The organism is Romboutsia sp. 1001713B170131_170501_G6, assembly GCF_015668195.1.
Classification (GTDB): domain Bacteria; phylum Bacillota; class Clostridia; order Peptostreptococcales; family Peptostreptococcaceae; genus Romboutsia_C.
The window spans coordinates 968,942-984,555 of sequence record NZ_JADPFC010000001.1; the positions used below are offsets into that span (position 1 = coordinate 968,942).

Sequence of the window (15,614 nt, forward strand, 5' to 3'; positions counted from 1 at the left end):
ATCACCTCTTATTTTTTTCTAGCTTCGCATCTAAATATTTTCATTCCATAAGACATAAATTTATCTTCATATTCTGTTGTTACATTTTCAAATTCACTATTTGCTAAGTCTAGAGATATATTTTTCAATTTCCAGTTGTTATCAGTTATTTCATTTAAACTAAATTCAAATAAGTTTTCATTATCAGTTTTAAAATGTATTTCACCATCATCTTTTAAAATTTCACTATACATATTTAAAAAGTTTTTATGTGTAAGTCTTCTTTTTGCCCATCTTTTCTTTGGCCAAGGATCACAGAAGTTTATATAAACTCTAGATAGTTCTTCCTTTTCGAAATAGTCTAATATGTTAGATACATTTGCCCATGCAAATAAAATATTACCAGAATTATTTTCTACAGCCTTTTCTACAGCCTTTAATAGAACTTCTTCCTTTATTTCAAAGGCTATATAGTTTATATTTGGATTTTCTTTAGCTAAAGTAGTTAAGAATTTTCCTCTACCAGTACCAAATTCTACATGTATAGGATTATCATTTCCAAATTTTTCATTCCAGCTTCCTTTGTACTGTTCTATATTGTCTCTTAGTACATAATTTTCATGACTTAATAATTTTATATCTGCACCTTTTACTTTTCTTCTTCTCATAAGTTGCTCCTTGCTTTATACTTTATTATCTATTAATAATACATTAATTTTAGTGAAAAATAAAGAGTATTAGCATTTGCTAATACTCTTTTTAAAGATTAATGTCCGCAACCAGAACATCCTCCGCCGCATCCATTATCATCTTTCATATTTTCAGGTATAACTTTAAAACCGTATCCTGTATCTTCTATAACTATATCTCCATACTTAGTATAGTCTTCTTTACTCATTATAAAGTGTAATCCCTCTACATCGTATTGTAAATCGTCAGCCTTTTGCTCATCCAGAGCAATTCCAAATGATGGACCGCCTCAGCCTATACCTGCGAAGTATACTCTTATATTATGAGGTCTATCTTGATTATCTTTTAGTATGTCTTTTAGCGTATCTACCGCTGTTTGTGGTAAAGTAACCTTCATGTAATCATTTCCTTTCAATTATTAAATTTATATATATTATATACTTTTATTATATATATAATCAATTAAATTTTACAAAATATACTAAAAATTAATAAAAACATATCATTTAATTTATATAAATCTATTTATATTATACCCTTTGGTATCAATAATAAACGAATTTTATTTTACTATATAATTATTTTACTTTATATACCATATATTTACTGTTATAATACATAAATGTGATAAAAATTGACACTTTAATATAATGGGGGTAAAAATGAAAAAGGAAAATTCTAAATTACTTGTAGAGGCTTTTGGATTAGTATTAGGATGTATATCTATGAGTATAGGTATTAATATGTTCTTAAAGCCGCACACAATAGCACCAGGAGGGCTTAGTGGTCTTTCGGTAGTATTAAGTAAAGTTACAGGTATGTCAGTCTCTTTTATAATGTTGGCTATAGGTGTTCCTCTAGTTATATTTTCATTTAAAATACTTGGAGGAAAAAATTCTATAAAAACCCTAATAGGTACAGTCATGTTTTCTATTATAGTAAATTTAATGGCTCCAATTTCTGACCTAGTTGTGACAAATGATTTATTATTATCAGCTATATCAGGTGCTATATTACTAGGTGTAGGTATAGGAATAATGTTTAGAGCAGATGCATCTACTGGTGGTACTGATTTAATTGCACTTATACTGAGTAAAAAATTTAAAGGTATTAAGCCTACACAATTTATGATATGTTTAGATGCTTTTGTAGTTATATCTTCAGGAATTGCTAGCAAAAATATTGAAATTGCTCTTTATTCTGCTATAGCACTTTATACAATGGTTAAAATAGCAGATGCAATAATGGAAGGATTTGATTACTCTAAAGCTTTCTTTATAATATCTAAGGAAGCGGAGAGCTTAAAAGAAGTTGTAACTAGTGATTTATCTAGAGGTGTTACTATATTAGATGGTAGGGGTGGATATACTGACGATAAAAAAGAAGTACTTTTAGTAGTCGTCCCTAGAAATCAAGAGATTCATTTAAAAAGACTAGTTAAATTAAAAGATCCTAATGCATTTATAATAGTTAGTAATGTTCATGAGGTGTTAGGGGAAGGATTTAAAGTCTTAGAAAGTTAAAGCGGTATGTAAATACCGCTTTTATTTTTTATATACCCTAGAATCTATGATCATTTCTCCTTTTTGTGTTAAATTACATATAACTAAAGATGGTGTTGTGTATTCATAATCATCTAAAAATGGAAAAAGCAATGTATATCTTCCTTTTCTTAAATTCTTAAACTCATATAATCCATTTTCATTGGTTAATGAGTAAGCTTTATTTCCGTTACTATCTATAATAGTAACAATTTTTTCTTTCAATGGCATACTTTTAGCATCAGTACCTGTTTCTCTATTTTCTACAAATAAATTTCCAGATATTCTTGATAATGAACTTATTTTAACTATATTATCAGCTTCAAAAACATTTAAAACATTTTTTATCTTTAAATTTATTTGCTGAATTATTGTTCCGCTTAATATAGTAGATTTTGAAAATGGAACTTCATGGTAAAAATCAGCTTTTAATAAACAATTAGAAAGTATGTTTTTTATCATTACTTTAGAAATTGAATATAATATAGAAGGTCTTTTATCTGTTTTAATCGAATTATAGTTACCTCTTACTTGGATATTGTCTAATAATACTATAGTGTCATCACTAAAATGAATTGGACTATTAAAAATATAATCTTGACCTTTATAGACAGTTACAGGATTTAACATTATATACTGATCGCTAGCTATAATTTTAATATTATCAGAGCTAATAGAATCTAAAAAAGTTAAGTCTTGAATTTGGTTATTTGAAATATTTAATATTTGTAACTCTGTAAGATTAACTAAATTGCTTATCTTGGATATATTATTACTATCTAATCCTATAGATTTTAAATTTACTAAATCACTTAAAAAACTAACATCTTCAATTTTATTTTCTGATAACTCTAATGTATTTAAATTAATTAACTTGGAAAGTAAAGAAGCATCTCTTATTTCATTTCTACATAAATTAAGGGACTTTAAATTTATTGCATATTCTATCCCCTTTAAACTGGATATATTTTTATCTGATAAGTCTAATTTTTCTAATTGTTTTAATTGATTTTTTGTAACAGCAGATTTTTCTATACCTAATATACTAGATATAACATACTTTAAATGTCCATCTATCCAATTATCATTCATATCTTTCATAAAAAATTCATCTCCTTATTATAGATGTTAAATTTCATTTATATTTGCTCATTAAGTAATTTTTTCGTGATAGTTTATATAAATTACATTTTACTTTTTTATTAGATGAATGAAATGTTTTGTAATAGGATTTTATATATTTAAAATTTAAGTTTTCTAATGGCTTTATTGAATAATTATTATCTTCATAAGTTATAGCTATAATTTCCTCGAGTTTTAATTTTTTAAATCCATATTTTATAATTTCTCTAGCTAACTCAGTTGATAAATCATACCCCCAATAAGCTGGATTTATGCATATTCCAATTTCCCCCTTTTTATTATCTTTAGAGATATCATTAAAACCTATATTACCTATAACTTTTTTGTTTGATTTTAATACTATTACATAATGAGCTAATTTATTATCATTATACTTTTTTAAGAAGAAATTTTTTATAAATTTTCTAGTTTCATAAATATTCTGATGTGCTTTGAATGGAAGATATTTTACGACTATTTCTTTGCTATAACACTCATGCAAATCTGGAGCATCTTTTAAAGTTACAGGTCTAAGTATACAACGTTTTGTTTCTAAAATATTCATTTTAGAGTTGTACATTTTTAACTCCCCTTTGATGAAATTTAATATAATTTTGATCATAATTATATATTGATTTTTTAATAAACTATAAAAAAAATCAATATATAATTAAAAGACTTTTATATAACTTATGAGATTTATGTATTAACTGTTCTTTATAAACATAAAATATATAGTTTTATGCCAAAAAAATAAAATGTAGTATTTTCAATATATTAAAGTTATATATATCACTTTATGTCAGTTATATGTCAGGACTTTAAATGTTTTTATTTTTTCTTTTATGATATAATATATATAGATTTGTAATAACATGGAGGAATAGGATGAGTTTTGCATTTATAAGAAAAAGAAGTAAAAACTATATAGTTTATTTAGAATATAAAGATGCTGAAAGTGGAAAAAAGATACAGAAAAATATGGGGTCATTCGATAAAAAAAGAGATGCATCTAAGAAGTTAGTAGAGCTAAAAGAATCTATTTTAAACAATGAATTAGCTACACCAAATTCTATAAAATTCGATAATTTTTTGTTGGATTTTTTAGAAAAACACAAAATAAATTTATCTATAACTACATATAATTGTTACCTAAGAATATGCAAAAAGTATATAATACCTATGTTAGGAAATCATAGATTAGAAGATTTAAAACCTATACATATACAAAATTATGTAGATGATTTAGTTGGAGTTCTTAGCCCTCAAACCATAAAAATACACATAAATATATTAAATCTAGCTATAAAAAAAGCCTATAGATTAAGACTTATAAGGGAAAATATTGTAGATTGTGTAGAAACTCCTAGAGTTAGAAAGTTTAAAAATAATATATATGATAAAGAAAATATGGTGAAATTACTTAAAACTTGCGAAAATACACCTTTAAAATTACCTATATATTTAGCTTCTGGGTTAGGGCTTAGAATATCCGAGATATTAGGATTGACTTGGGACAATATAGATTTTAGTGAAAATACTATAACAATAGATAAGATAACTGTAAGGAATGAAGGTAAAGTTATACTTAAAGAGCCTAAAACTGAGAGTTCAGAAAGAACAATATCAGCACCTATGGAAGTTATGTCTTTACTAAAAGAACATAAGAAAAAACAATTAGAAGCAAAATTAAAAGGTAAAAAAAATCCTTTAAATTTATTATTCTATAATAAAAATGGACAGCCTATAGCTCAAGATGTCCTTAGTAAAAAATTTAGTAGATTTTTAGATGAAAATAATTTAGAACATATAAGATTTCATGATTTAAGACATTCTCATGTAACTTTACTTATAAATTCCAAAGTACCTATAAAAGTTATATCAGAAAGAGTGGGTCATTCTAATATTAATACAACATTAAATATTTATGCTCACGCACTTAAGAACATGGATGTTGAAGCTAGCGAAAAAATTTCTGAAAGTTTATTTAAGTTAGGATGACAATAAATGTTTTATTTTGGAATGGTATTAAAACTAACCTTTTATATAGATTTTTAAGCCGATATTTAAATTTATTCAGACTATAAATATATGAATTTAAATACAGTCTCTAAACTGAATTAAACAAGCATTTTCATATTTTGAGATTATTTTATTTATAAAATACAAAAAAGTTTTAAAATAATTTAATTATGTAAACTTTACTATATATAACACATCCATTATGTGAAATTTAAATTGTCTAACCAATTTATAAAATAAAAATGATGTTAGTTCAAAATAACATTCTTTCTAACATCATTTTTACTTAATAAAATTTATACACAACAAATTATTAAATACCTTCTAAAAAATCTTTAATAATAGAGATATATTCTTTTGTGTTTTCTACATATGGATTATGTTTACTTTTTAGTATTTTTATGGTTTTGTTTTTAAAATCAAAATCTTTATAATGATTAATTCCAATAGCATAATCTTCATCACCACAAATTATAAGTGTTTTAACATTTAAGCTTCTAGTTAGATTTGTATAGTCATAAAAATAATCTTTATTATAAAATGCTTTTTTAGATAAATTTTCATTAACCATATTTTCATCTATTATTTTAACCTTTTTATAATTAGAATAATTTATATATTGTAATTTATAATACAAATTATCTTTAATCAGTTTATTTGCAATCAAAGTCCACTTAGTTATAAGTTCATCGTATTTATATGTATCAATATCTATATTTAATAACTTACATCCCTGCTCTACTTGACTTTGTAAAGAATCATTTAAATTCAAAGTGCAATTAGTTAATATTAAAGCTTCAACATTTTCTTTATACTTATATGCATAATTTACTGCTATTATCCCACCAAAAGAATGTGCTATTAAAACAAGTTTGTTTATTTTAAGATCTTTACGTATATCCTCAATATCATCAACTAAACTGTCTATAGAATAGTTATCATCCAAGTTACCATCAGAACGTCCACATCCTCTTTGGTCTAAATATATCATATTACAAAATTTACTAAACTCATCCTTACAATAAACTTTAAAGTCTTCACTCCAAGACCCAGGACCACCATGTATATATATACAGTTTTTCCCTTCTCCATATTTTTCAATATATAAATTTATATTTTCTCTATTTTTTATAAACATAAATACTCCTTTATTTTTTAATTTCTAATGACAAGTACAAATTATTTTATAAAAATTTTAAAAATTGCCTTCTGAATTCGAATCTTTAAATTGGATTTTAAGAGATGTTTACAAAAATTATGTTGATTTATATCTATAATAAATAATATATGCTTAAAATCCAATTTAAGTATTTTCACTTATTTTTAATCGTTTAAAGTGAAATAAATTTTAAAATAATTTAATTATGTAAACTATAATGAATTATATGATTTTTAGTTTAAAAAATATATAATTCAAAAGTATATATATTTTTTAATCCAAAACATACATAATAAGGTAAGTATAGTACTTATAGAAATCTACACTTACCTTTAACCATTAAATCAACCCTTTTTTTATTTTATCAAAAGCATAATCAATAGCTACTTCTAAATTACCGTTGTTTTTACCACCACCTTGAGCTAAGAATGTACTTCCTCCTCCTCTTCCATCAAGTAGTGTCATTGTGTCTCTTAAGATATTGTTCATGCTAACATCGTTTATATTTTTAGAACTAGCAAAAACTAAATTAACTCTATCATTATTTTTAACTCCAATTAAAGATATAGTATTTTCCGACCCAGTTATTTTAGATGCTATTTTAGATATGTATTTGATATCCTTGTCTATGTATATCTTTTTTATAATAGATATATCTTTTACCTTATATGAATTATTTATCATCTCTTTTATTTCAAAATTTACAACAACATCTTCAATCTTCCTTTTTTCATAAAGAGCATCTTCAAGTTTATCATGAAGTTTTTTAACACCATTTATAGCTTCTTCTTCAGTTGAACTTAAATATCTACAAATATCAGTTAAATAAATATCTCTTTTTAGAGAGTTATTTATTGCTCTTTTTCCTGCTAAAAATTCGATTCTTATAGAATCTTTATTTTTTTCCCATCTTCTTATTTTTATCATTCTAACATCTAGTGTAGACCTTGGGTGAACACCACAACAAGCATTAGAGTCTAAATCACCTATTTTAACGATTCTTATTTCTTCTGAAGTATCTGGTAAATCTCTTCTTATCCATACCTTTTTTAAATCTTTTTTAGATGGAATCAGTGTTTCTACCTCTATATTTTCACTTATTATATCATTTGCCATTCTTTCGACTTCTCTTATTTCATCAGTAGTAAGAGGACCTTTTATATCGACAGTACTTATCTCGCTACCTAAATGAAAAGCAGTTGTATTTTTTTTAAATAAAGTATAAAAGCATCCAGATAATATATGTTGTGCAAAATGTTGATGCATTCCATCTTCTCTTCTTTCCCAATCTATAAAACATTTTACTTTATGTATCTTTATAGGTTTTTTTTCCACTACATGGTATACTTTATTGTCTTTTTCATATACATCTAAAACATCATGAACATCAATCTTTCCTAAATCGCAAAACTGTCCACCACCACCTGGGAAAAATGCTGTTTTATCTAGTAATATATGATATTTTCCATCTACTTCTAATATTTCCTCTATTTCTGCAACGAACTCTTTTATGTACTGATTTGTATAGTATAATTTTTCCATATTACCTCCTATATAAAATTCTTTATAATTGTAATTTTACACTACTTCTTATAAAGAAAAAAGGGTTCTTAATAATATTAAGTTTTAAGCATTTTAATTTAATTAAATAAACCAAAATGCAATTTACCTCAATAGGCCGACTTAAAATAATTAAGTTAATCTAATATAAAATAAAAAGAGGGTTTAACCCTCTAAAATAATATATATAATCAAAGTAGCTTTTTTAGTTTGAATATTAGAATGCCTATTATAACTATTATAATCATAACAGTTATGACTATTGGATAAGCATATACAAAGTCAAGCTCTGGCATAAATCTAAAGTTCATTCCATATATACCTGTTATAATAGTCAATGGCGATGATATTGCTGTAAGTAAAGTAAGTTTTGTTATCAAGCTATTAGTTTTTTCTGCTACTTGAGAAGCATAAATATCAAGAAGCTTATCTGCTAGTTCTCTAGTCGACAAAGAAAATGAATAGAGCTTCTCTATACCGAAATCTATACTCTGGAAGTTTTCAAGATTTTGCTTTCTTATATCAGAGTATTTTAAGTACCTTATATTTTCCTTTAATATTCTATCACCTATATATAAAAGAGGCCTTGTATTTTTTACGATAGACCTAGTTATACCTCTTATATGATTTATTTTTATTACATGTTCATCTATTGCATTTTCAAGTATATCATCTTCTAATTTTAATATAATATCTTCTATCTTTTCTAGTATTTCAAATTGATGCATTATTATATTTTTAAGTATTAAATAATTAACCTTAAATAAAATAAATATATTAGAAGTATTATTTAACTTAATATTATTAGTTATTATGTTTTTTACAAATTCAAATATAAAATTTTCTTCATTGCATACAACTAATACAAAATTTTCTGATAAATATATGTTTATTTCTTCTACGTATATATCATCATTATTTATTATTTCAAAGGTATTTATACTAAGAAAATCATACTTATCAAATAAATCTAATTTTATATTTTCATCAAATCTAAGGCAATCATTAAAAGTAATTTCATCTATTTCTAATATGTCTTTAAGCATATTCAATTGTTTAGGATTACTTAGTATAATATAAGAACTATTTTTATTGTAAAACACTTCATTAAAACTATCATATTTATCTCTAGTATCTAAGTTAAGTATATACATTTTATCACCTATGTTATATTATTCCTTATATTTACACTTAAATACGTACACATTTGTTTTGTATATTAAAAAATCCTAGGTATATCATATTAAAAAATATACCTAGGATTTTAAGCTATTTTAAATTCTCTAAAATGTTATAGGCCTTTTCCTTAGTAGTTAATGTAAGTTTAGCATCATCTGTTAAACTTTCTCCTACATACTTCTTATCTGCAAAATCAGCTCCATTTTTTATTTTTATAAAGTATGGTTTATTGATATTTGACTTAGTTAATATAGTATATGATATTATATCTTTTTCTTTATCATAATTCCATACTTGTACAGATATAGCTGTAGTATCATGTAACTCTAACTCTGATTTTATGTAAACGGCTTCTACTTCTCCTCTAATAAGTTTTTTCATCTCATTTTTACACAGTCCCATGTTATCCCCCTAGTTATGTTATAAGAATTTTCTAATCCATTTTTGAAGTTAGATATATATGTACTCATTTGTTCAAATCCTGGTGTTATCTCAACTATAAACACTTTAGTATAAGTATTTATTTTTTCACTTCTGGAAATGTAGTATATTTCTAAACTTTTATCCCTATCTAGCAATAGGCTTTCTATTAATAAATCTTTTCTAGTGTATTTTTATTTACTTGGCAATCTTTTTATGATATCAATATAACTATCTAAATCTTTTATAAAATTTTCATCCTTTATATTATTTAGTATTCATTTTATCTATAAATTTATTGTATAGTCTTAACATATGAGGCTCATTTTTTATGTATTCATCTAATTTATTTATAGGTATCCACATAACTCCACTATTTTCATCTTCTTTAACTATTAATTCTTCATTTTCATCAGCTTCTACTAAATATGCTATAGATAAATGAAGATGAGGGGCTACATATTTTCCTCTTTTGATGTGGCTTTTAACTTCTAATATGTCTATAGAAAATATATCATCTCCTATTATCCGTGGATTTTTAACACCTGTTTCTTCTTCCAATTCTTTTATAGCTACTCTTAAAAAATCATCGTCTCCATCATTATGTCCTCCCATCCATGACCAAGTATTATAGATATTGTGGTGTACCATTAAAACTTTATCACGTGATTTATTTACTACAAATGTAGAAGATGTTAGGTGAGCTATTTCGTTATTTCTAGTTAATACATCTTCAAAATCATTTATAGCTTTTAATATTATTTCCTTATCTTTACTTTCTTGTTCATTAAATGGCTTATATTCTTTTATAGGTTTAATCCATTTCATATTATCATCCCCCTTGCTGTATAAGTATATATTAACATATAAATATGTAAATTAATGTAGCTTTTGTATTATTTTATATTCAAGATTTTTTAAACTTTCTATTTTATTACTATCTCTTCCTATTTTATTATCTAAAAGTATCATATAATTTATAATTGACTTTTTTACATATTCTCTTTAATTGTCTTTCATTAAATAATATCTAAATGTTCATTTATACCCATATATTTTCTCATAGTTTTCTAATAAATTTATTTTAAGATTATTTTTTATTCTACATAAGTTGCCTTTAATCCTTTTACTTAGATATAATAATTTATAAACTGTATGAGCTAATAAACAATTTAATATGATATGTAACAATCTGTTTTTAAATTTAATATATTATAGTAAACATATTTTTAGGAGTTGACATTATGTATAAATATGCTTTAGATTTTTTAAATGAATATGTTGAAATATACTCATATTTATCTAAAGAAAAGCTATACGGTGAAATCATAAGAGTAACCCCTATAGAGGTTGTTTTGAATAGAAAACATATAGATAAAGCATCTAATAAGAATTACAACTTATATATACCTTTAACATCTATAATTTATATAAAGAAACTCTAATATAAATACATGCAAACAAAAGCGATAGCTTTAAGCTGTTGCTTTTGTGAGCGTATTTGTTACTTTATTAATTTAAATATGCTATTAAAGAATTTATCATATATCTTTGCAAAAATTTTTTTAGATAATATATATGTTACAAATAAAGGACTTGCAAGTATAATCCATATAGTCAAAATATTTTTATTCCAATCAGGTACTAAATAAAATATTATCAATATTACATATACATGGTAAACATACACATACATAGTCGACTTTCCCATTGAAGTGTAAAAAGTCTTTCTATCAGGTATCACAGTTATTATAAATGTAGAGAGTATTATACTACACAAATATAAAATAATCCTATACATACTACCCTCAAATACACTTATTCCAAGTTCTAAATAAGAATATGAACCATATAAAAAACTATAGTTTATGATATTATTTTCGGATATAAATAAAGCTAATGCCATAAACATACTTATTCCCAGAATGCTAATCCATATATTTATATTATTATATAGCTTGTTTAATGTATTTATATCAGTATAATATCCTAATAAGAAAAATGGCAAATATACTATAGTCCTTGAAAAAGATAATATTGAGCCATTAGGAACAAGCCCAATAAGAATACCAAGTATAAAACTTATAGGAAGTATGTATTTAATTTTTATTAAATACTTAAGAGATATCCTCCAAAAAAATAGGCTTAATAAAAACCATAAGGTCCATCCTGGATATATAACTGGTATGTAAGTTTCTTTTGTATATAGATATGCCAAAGAATACCAGATCATATTTAACACAATATACGGTATAAGTAACTTTCTCAAAAGAAATTTTTTGCTTTTGTTTATATTTTTTGAAAGTAAACCTGATATAAATATAAATAAAGGCATATGGAAAGTATATATAAATATATACATACCCATTAAAATATAATTACCTTCCATATATCGTTCTATTAGATGACCAAATACTACAAAAAATATGAGTACAAACTTTATATTATCTATGTAGTAATTATTTTCGATTTTATTCATAGTTACTCCTTTACTTTTAAAACACTTACTATAATCATTAGTTATAAAAATGTATCTATATATCTATTTCCTTTATATCGTCTATTTCCTTTATAAATCTTAATATATATTCAGAATATTTATTTCCGCCTCCTCTTACTATATCTATTGTATCTTCATGTTCTGCTCTTTTTATTGTTTTAAGTATAGTATTTTCATCTAGATTATTTACATTTTTAATAAAAGATATAGAAGTATTAACATTAATCAAAGAATCACGTTCTCCATGAATACACAGTATAGGTAAATTAACTTCCTTGTTTAAAAGATTTATAGGGTTTGCTTTTTTAATATTACTTTTATATATATAGTTGCTTACTAATATTTTAGAGTATGTAGAAGTACACTTTGAAAAGTCAAGCACTCCAGACAAAGATATAAACCCTTTTAACAAATCTTTATTAATATCGTATTTTAACTGTCTATTATGATCAAACACTAAACGAGAAGCTAATTCTCCACCTGCTGAATACCCTGCAATTACTATACTATTTATTTCTTTATTACATTCTATAAAATGTTTTAAAGCTTTAAATACATCATCTATCTGAGTTGGATATCTATGAAAGGGTACTAGTCTATATCCACATAATACAGTCTGATATCCTAACTTATAAAAAAATTTTCCTACACCACTATAAAGTGATGGATTTCCATGCCACCAACCTCCACCATGTATAAAAAATATAGTTGACTTTAAATTGCTGTTGTAAGGAGTATATACCTTATAATATTGTCTCTTATTATTACCATATTTAATAATTTTCCCTTTTATATTATTATCTTTTATGTAGCTATTAGTTATAGTTTTTCCTATATTCAATAATTTAAGTTTTATAGATTTTAAGTTCATTTATATACCATCCTTGAATTTTTCTTCTATAATATATAAAAAGACATGAATTTTAATTCATGTCTTTTTATATATTATATGCTATTATATTTTTATAATTCTTATTCTAATTTCTATTTAATAGCTTCAAGTGCAGCTATATTTAACAAACTCCAAGGTTTATTAAAGTGAGGTTGGAAGAAAAAGTCTGTTACAGCTAATTCTTCTAAAGTCATTTCATTTTGTATAACTACAGATAATGTGTTCATAAATTGAGTTAAATCTATCTTAGATATAATTTGACCACCTAAAATTTTATGATTATCTTTATCAAATACTAGTTTTAAAATAGCTTCCTCAAATGTTGGCATAAATTCAGGTCTATAATTATCTTTAACCATCACTGAGCCTACATTAAATTTAGTTGTTGTATTTGCCATTTCTTCTGTAAGTCCAGTTGAGGCTATTGATAAATCATATATCTTTATTCCTGAAGTTCCTTGTGTTCCAAGATATTTTAATTTTGGTTCAATTAAATTTTTAGCTATTAAAGTTCCCATTCTAACGGCGTTTGTAGCAAGTGGTATATATCTAGTATCGTTAGCTGGATTATATTTAACTACACAACAATCTCCTGCTGCAAGAACATCTTTAGCACTTGTTCTCATATACTCATCTATCATTATAGCTCCATTAGGTAACATATCTATTTTGTCTTTAAGTAATTGAGTATTAGGTTTAAACCCAATACAAAGTACAACTAAATCTGACTCAAATTCGTTTTTATCTGTTATAACTTTACTCACCTTACCATCTTTACCTTCAAATTTTTCAACCTTTTGACCAAGCTCTAACCTTACACCTTTTTCTGTAAAAATTTGTTCTGCTATATCTGTAAATTCAGAATCTAAATATTTTGACATTATTCTATCTTCTGCATCTATTAATATAGTATTTTTCCCTTGGATTTTAAAGGCTTCAGCGAGTTCTACACCTATATAACCAGCACCTATTACAACTACGTTTTTTGCATCTTTACTTTTATTTATTATAGTCTTTGCATGATCATAGTTTTTGCATAATACTATATTTTCTAACTCTCCACCTTCAAACTTAGGTACTATAGGCCATGAACCAAGTGTTAATATTAACTTATCGTAAGTATCTTCTAATATTTCATTATCTATTAAGTTTTTTACCTTTACTTTTTTATTAATAAAATCTATATCTAAAACTTCATGTTTCATATTTGTTTTAATTCCTAAATCTTCTAATCCTTTAGGAGAGTTATAAAAAAGCTTTTCAGGCTCAGTCACAACTTTTGAAATACTTAATGCTATACCACATGATAAAAATGATATGTTATCATTTTTTTCATATACTACTATTTCACTTTCGGGATATTCTTCTTTTATATTAACAACTGCAGCTGTTCCTGCATGAGTACATCCTACAACTATAACTTTCATCTTTTTTACCTCCATATTGATATTTTATTAACATACTTTATATATACCCAAAGCTTTATATAAAAAACATAATTATTAATATTAGTATTATCTTATGTAGATATAGTTATCTATATTATTCTAGATATAATTATTTAAATAACTACTAATTATATAAATTAATTATTCTATAATCAACATTTTTATGTGACTTTTTTATTTTAATTTACATTACTATTTTATACAAATAAAAAGCTTAGATATTTAATCTAAGCTTTAAGTAGTAGTTTACTTCATTATAATGATTTTATAAATGCAACAACATCTTCTATTATCCAATCTGGTGTTGATGCACCAGCTGTTATTCCAATATTTTCATATTTTTTTAATGTATCTATATCTAATTCTTCTTTTGTTTCTATTGCGTATGTGTCTACATACTCTTTACATATATTAACTAGTTTTTGAGTATTTGAACTATGTTTCCCACCTATTACAACGACACAATCTACTTCATTTGATAGCTCTCTAGCAGCCTCTTGTCTTACTTTTGTAGCTGAACAGATAGTATTATTAAATACCACATTATCTAAAATAGATTTTAAGTAATCTGTTATTTCTTTATATAATTCCATATTTATTGTAGTTTGAGCTACTACGCAATATTTCTTATCTTTATCAAGCTCTAAATTTTTTGCGTAATCTAGTGTTTTTATTATTATAGCATTATTTTCACACCATCCATTTATACCGATAACTTCTGGATGCTTATAATCTCCTATAACTATTATCTGATATCCTTTATCATAGTAGGCTTTAGCTTTTCTATGAATCTTTTTTACAAAGGGGCACGTTGTATCTATTATACTTATATCTTTTTCTCTAGCTTCTATATATACATCTTCACTTACTCCATGCGATCTTATTATCATATGTTTTGAATTTGGAACAGAGTTTATATCATCAATAGTTAAAAGTCCCTTATTTTCATATTTTTTAACTGCTTGTTTATTATGTATAAGTGGACCTAGTGCATATATGCCATCACTATTTTTTTCTAATTCATCCCAAGCCATTTTCATAGCTCTTTTCACACCAAAACAAAATCCTGCTTCTTTAGCTATTTTTACGTTCATATCATTCT

17 protein-coding genes are annotated in these 15,614 nt (G+C 24.6%); 3 read left to right on the top strand and 14 right to left on the bottom strand.

What is annotated here, in order from left to right; all coding sequences use genetic code 11:
* Positions 1–8: 8 nt before the first annotated feature.
* Together trmB and I4U89_RS15820 are read right to left on the bottom strand one after the other, a co-directional pair.
* Positions 9–647 carry a tRNA (guanosine(46)-N7)-methyltransferase TrmB gene (trmB, locus tag I4U89_RS04890; RefSeq protein ID WP_195938872.1) on the bottom strand — a complete coding sequence of 213 codons (639 nt, stop codon included), beginning with the start codon at positions 645–647 and terminating at the stop codon, positions 9–11.
* 98 nt (positions 648–745) lie between these two features.
* A complete protein-coding gene (locus I4U89_RS15820; protein WP_279311298.1) occupies positions 746–877 on the bottom strand; it encodes a hypothetical protein in 132 nt (43 codons plus the stop codon).
* A 454-nt stretch (positions 878–1,331) separates the two neighbouring features.
* Here I4U89_RS15820 and I4U89_RS04900 point away from each other — a divergent pair, with 454 nt between their 5' ends.
* Complete coding sequence (locus tag I4U89_RS04900; RefSeq protein WP_195938876.1) at positions 1,332–2,192, top strand: YitT family protein; 861 nt, start codon at positions 1,332–1,334, stop codon at positions 2,190–2,192.
* A gap of 21 nt (positions 2,193–2,213) precedes the next feature.
* Here the strand turns inward: I4U89_RS04900 and I4U89_RS04905 are convergent, their stop codons facing one another.
* Together I4U89_RS04905 and I4U89_RS04910 are read right to left on the bottom strand one after the other, a co-directional pair.
* Entirely contained in the window at positions 2,214–3,311 is a 1,098-nt protein-coding gene (locus tag I4U89_RS04905; protein ID WP_195938878.1) for a leucine-rich repeat domain-containing protein, read from the bottom strand.
* Positions 3,312–3,345: 34 nt separating this feature from the next.
* On the bottom strand, positions 3,346–3,912 hold the full coding sequence (locus I4U89_RS04910) for a GNAT family N-acetyltransferase (RefSeq protein ID WP_195938880.1): 567 nt from the start codon (positions 3,910–3,912) through the stop codon (positions 3,346–3,348).
* A 308-nt stretch (positions 3,913–4,220) separates the two neighbouring features.
* Between I4U89_RS04910 and I4U89_RS04915 the strand changes: the two genes are divergently transcribed.
* Complete coding sequence (locus tag I4U89_RS04915) at positions 4,221–5,333, top strand: tyrosine-type recombinase/integrase (protein ID WP_195938882.1); 1,113 nt, start codon at positions 4,221–4,223, stop codon at positions 5,331–5,333.
* A 334-nt stretch (positions 5,334–5,667) separates the two neighbouring features.
* Here I4U89_RS04915 and I4U89_RS04920 read toward each other — a convergent pair whose 3' ends face one another.
* The 6 genes from I4U89_RS04920 to I4U89_RS04945 all read right to left on the bottom strand — a co-directional run bounded on the left by I4U89_RS04920 (position 5,668) and on the right by I4U89_RS04945 (position 10,500).
* Positions 5,668–6,492 (bottom strand): alpha/beta fold hydrolase, encoded by an 825-nt coding sequence (locus I4U89_RS04920; RefSeq protein WP_195938884.1) that lies wholly within the window; start codon positions 6,490–6,492, stop codon positions 5,668–5,670.
* A gap of 360 nt (positions 6,493–6,852) precedes the next feature.
* Entirely contained in the window at positions 6,853–8,055 is a 1,203-nt protein-coding gene (locus I4U89_RS04925) for an alanyl-tRNA editing protein (protein ID WP_195938886.1), read from the bottom strand.
* 209 nt (positions 8,056–8,264) lie between these two features.
* The gene (locus I4U89_RS04930) at positions 8,265–9,227 is read right to left on the bottom strand and encodes a magnesium transporter CorA family protein (RefSeq protein ID WP_195938888.1); all 963 of its coding nucleotides are present in this window, start codon (positions 9,225–9,227) and stop codon (positions 8,265–8,267) included.
* 115 nt (positions 9,228–9,342) lie between these two features.
* On the bottom strand, positions 9,343–9,654 hold the full coding sequence (locus tag I4U89_RS04935) for a hypothetical protein (protein WP_195938890.1): 312 nt from the start codon (positions 9,652–9,654) through the stop codon (positions 9,343–9,345).
* Positions 9,630–9,830 carry a hypothetical protein gene (locus tag I4U89_RS04940; RefSeq protein WP_195938892.1) on the bottom strand — a complete coding sequence of 67 codons (201 nt, stop codon included), beginning with the start codon at positions 9,828–9,830 and terminating at the stop codon, positions 9,630–9,632. The genes I4U89_RS04935 and I4U89_RS04940 overlap by 25 nt, the downstream gene beginning before the upstream one ends.
* 109 nt (positions 9,831–9,939) lie before the next feature.
* Positions 9,940–10,500, bottom strand: coding sequence for an NUDIX hydrolase (locus tag I4U89_RS04945; RefSeq protein WP_195938894.1), 561 nt, complete (start codon positions 10,498–10,500; stop codon positions 9,940–9,942).
* Positions 10,501–10,916: 416 nt separating this feature from the next.
* Between I4U89_RS04945 and I4U89_RS04950 the strand changes: the two genes are divergently transcribed.
* A complete protein-coding gene (locus tag I4U89_RS04950) occupies positions 10,917–11,117 on the top strand; it encodes an ATPase (RefSeq protein ID WP_195938896.1) in 201 nt (66 codons plus the stop codon).
* Between the two features lie 59 nt (positions 11,118–11,176).
* Here the strand turns inward: I4U89_RS04950 and I4U89_RS04955 are convergent, their stop codons facing one another.
* The 4 genes from I4U89_RS04955 to I4U89_RS04970 all read right to left on the bottom strand — a co-directional run bounded on the left by I4U89_RS04955 (position 11,177) and on the right by I4U89_RS04970 (position 15,606).
* On the bottom strand, positions 11,177–12,151 hold the full coding sequence (locus I4U89_RS04955; RefSeq protein WP_195938898.1) for an acyltransferase family protein: 975 nt from the start codon (positions 12,149–12,151) through the stop codon (positions 11,177–11,179).
* A 55-nt stretch (positions 12,152–12,206) separates the two neighbouring features.
* Positions 12,207–13,043, bottom strand: coding sequence for an alpha/beta hydrolase (locus I4U89_RS04960; protein ID WP_195938900.1), 837 nt, complete (start codon positions 13,041–13,043; stop codon positions 12,207–12,209).
* Positions 13,044–13,156: 113 nt separating this feature from the next.
* Positions 13,157–14,491, bottom strand: a complete 1,335-nt coding sequence (locus I4U89_RS04965; RefSeq protein ID WP_195938902.1) for an FAD-dependent oxidoreductase — start codon at positions 14,489–14,491, stop codon at positions 13,157–13,159.
* A 275-nt stretch (positions 14,492–14,766) separates the two neighbouring features.
* Positions 14,767–15,606 (bottom strand): 4-hydroxy-3-methylbut-2-enyl diphosphate reductase, encoded by an 840-nt coding sequence (locus I4U89_RS04970; protein WP_195938904.1) that lies wholly within the window; start codon positions 15,604–15,606, stop codon positions 14,767–14,769.
* Positions 15,607–15,614: the final 8 nt, after the last annotated feature.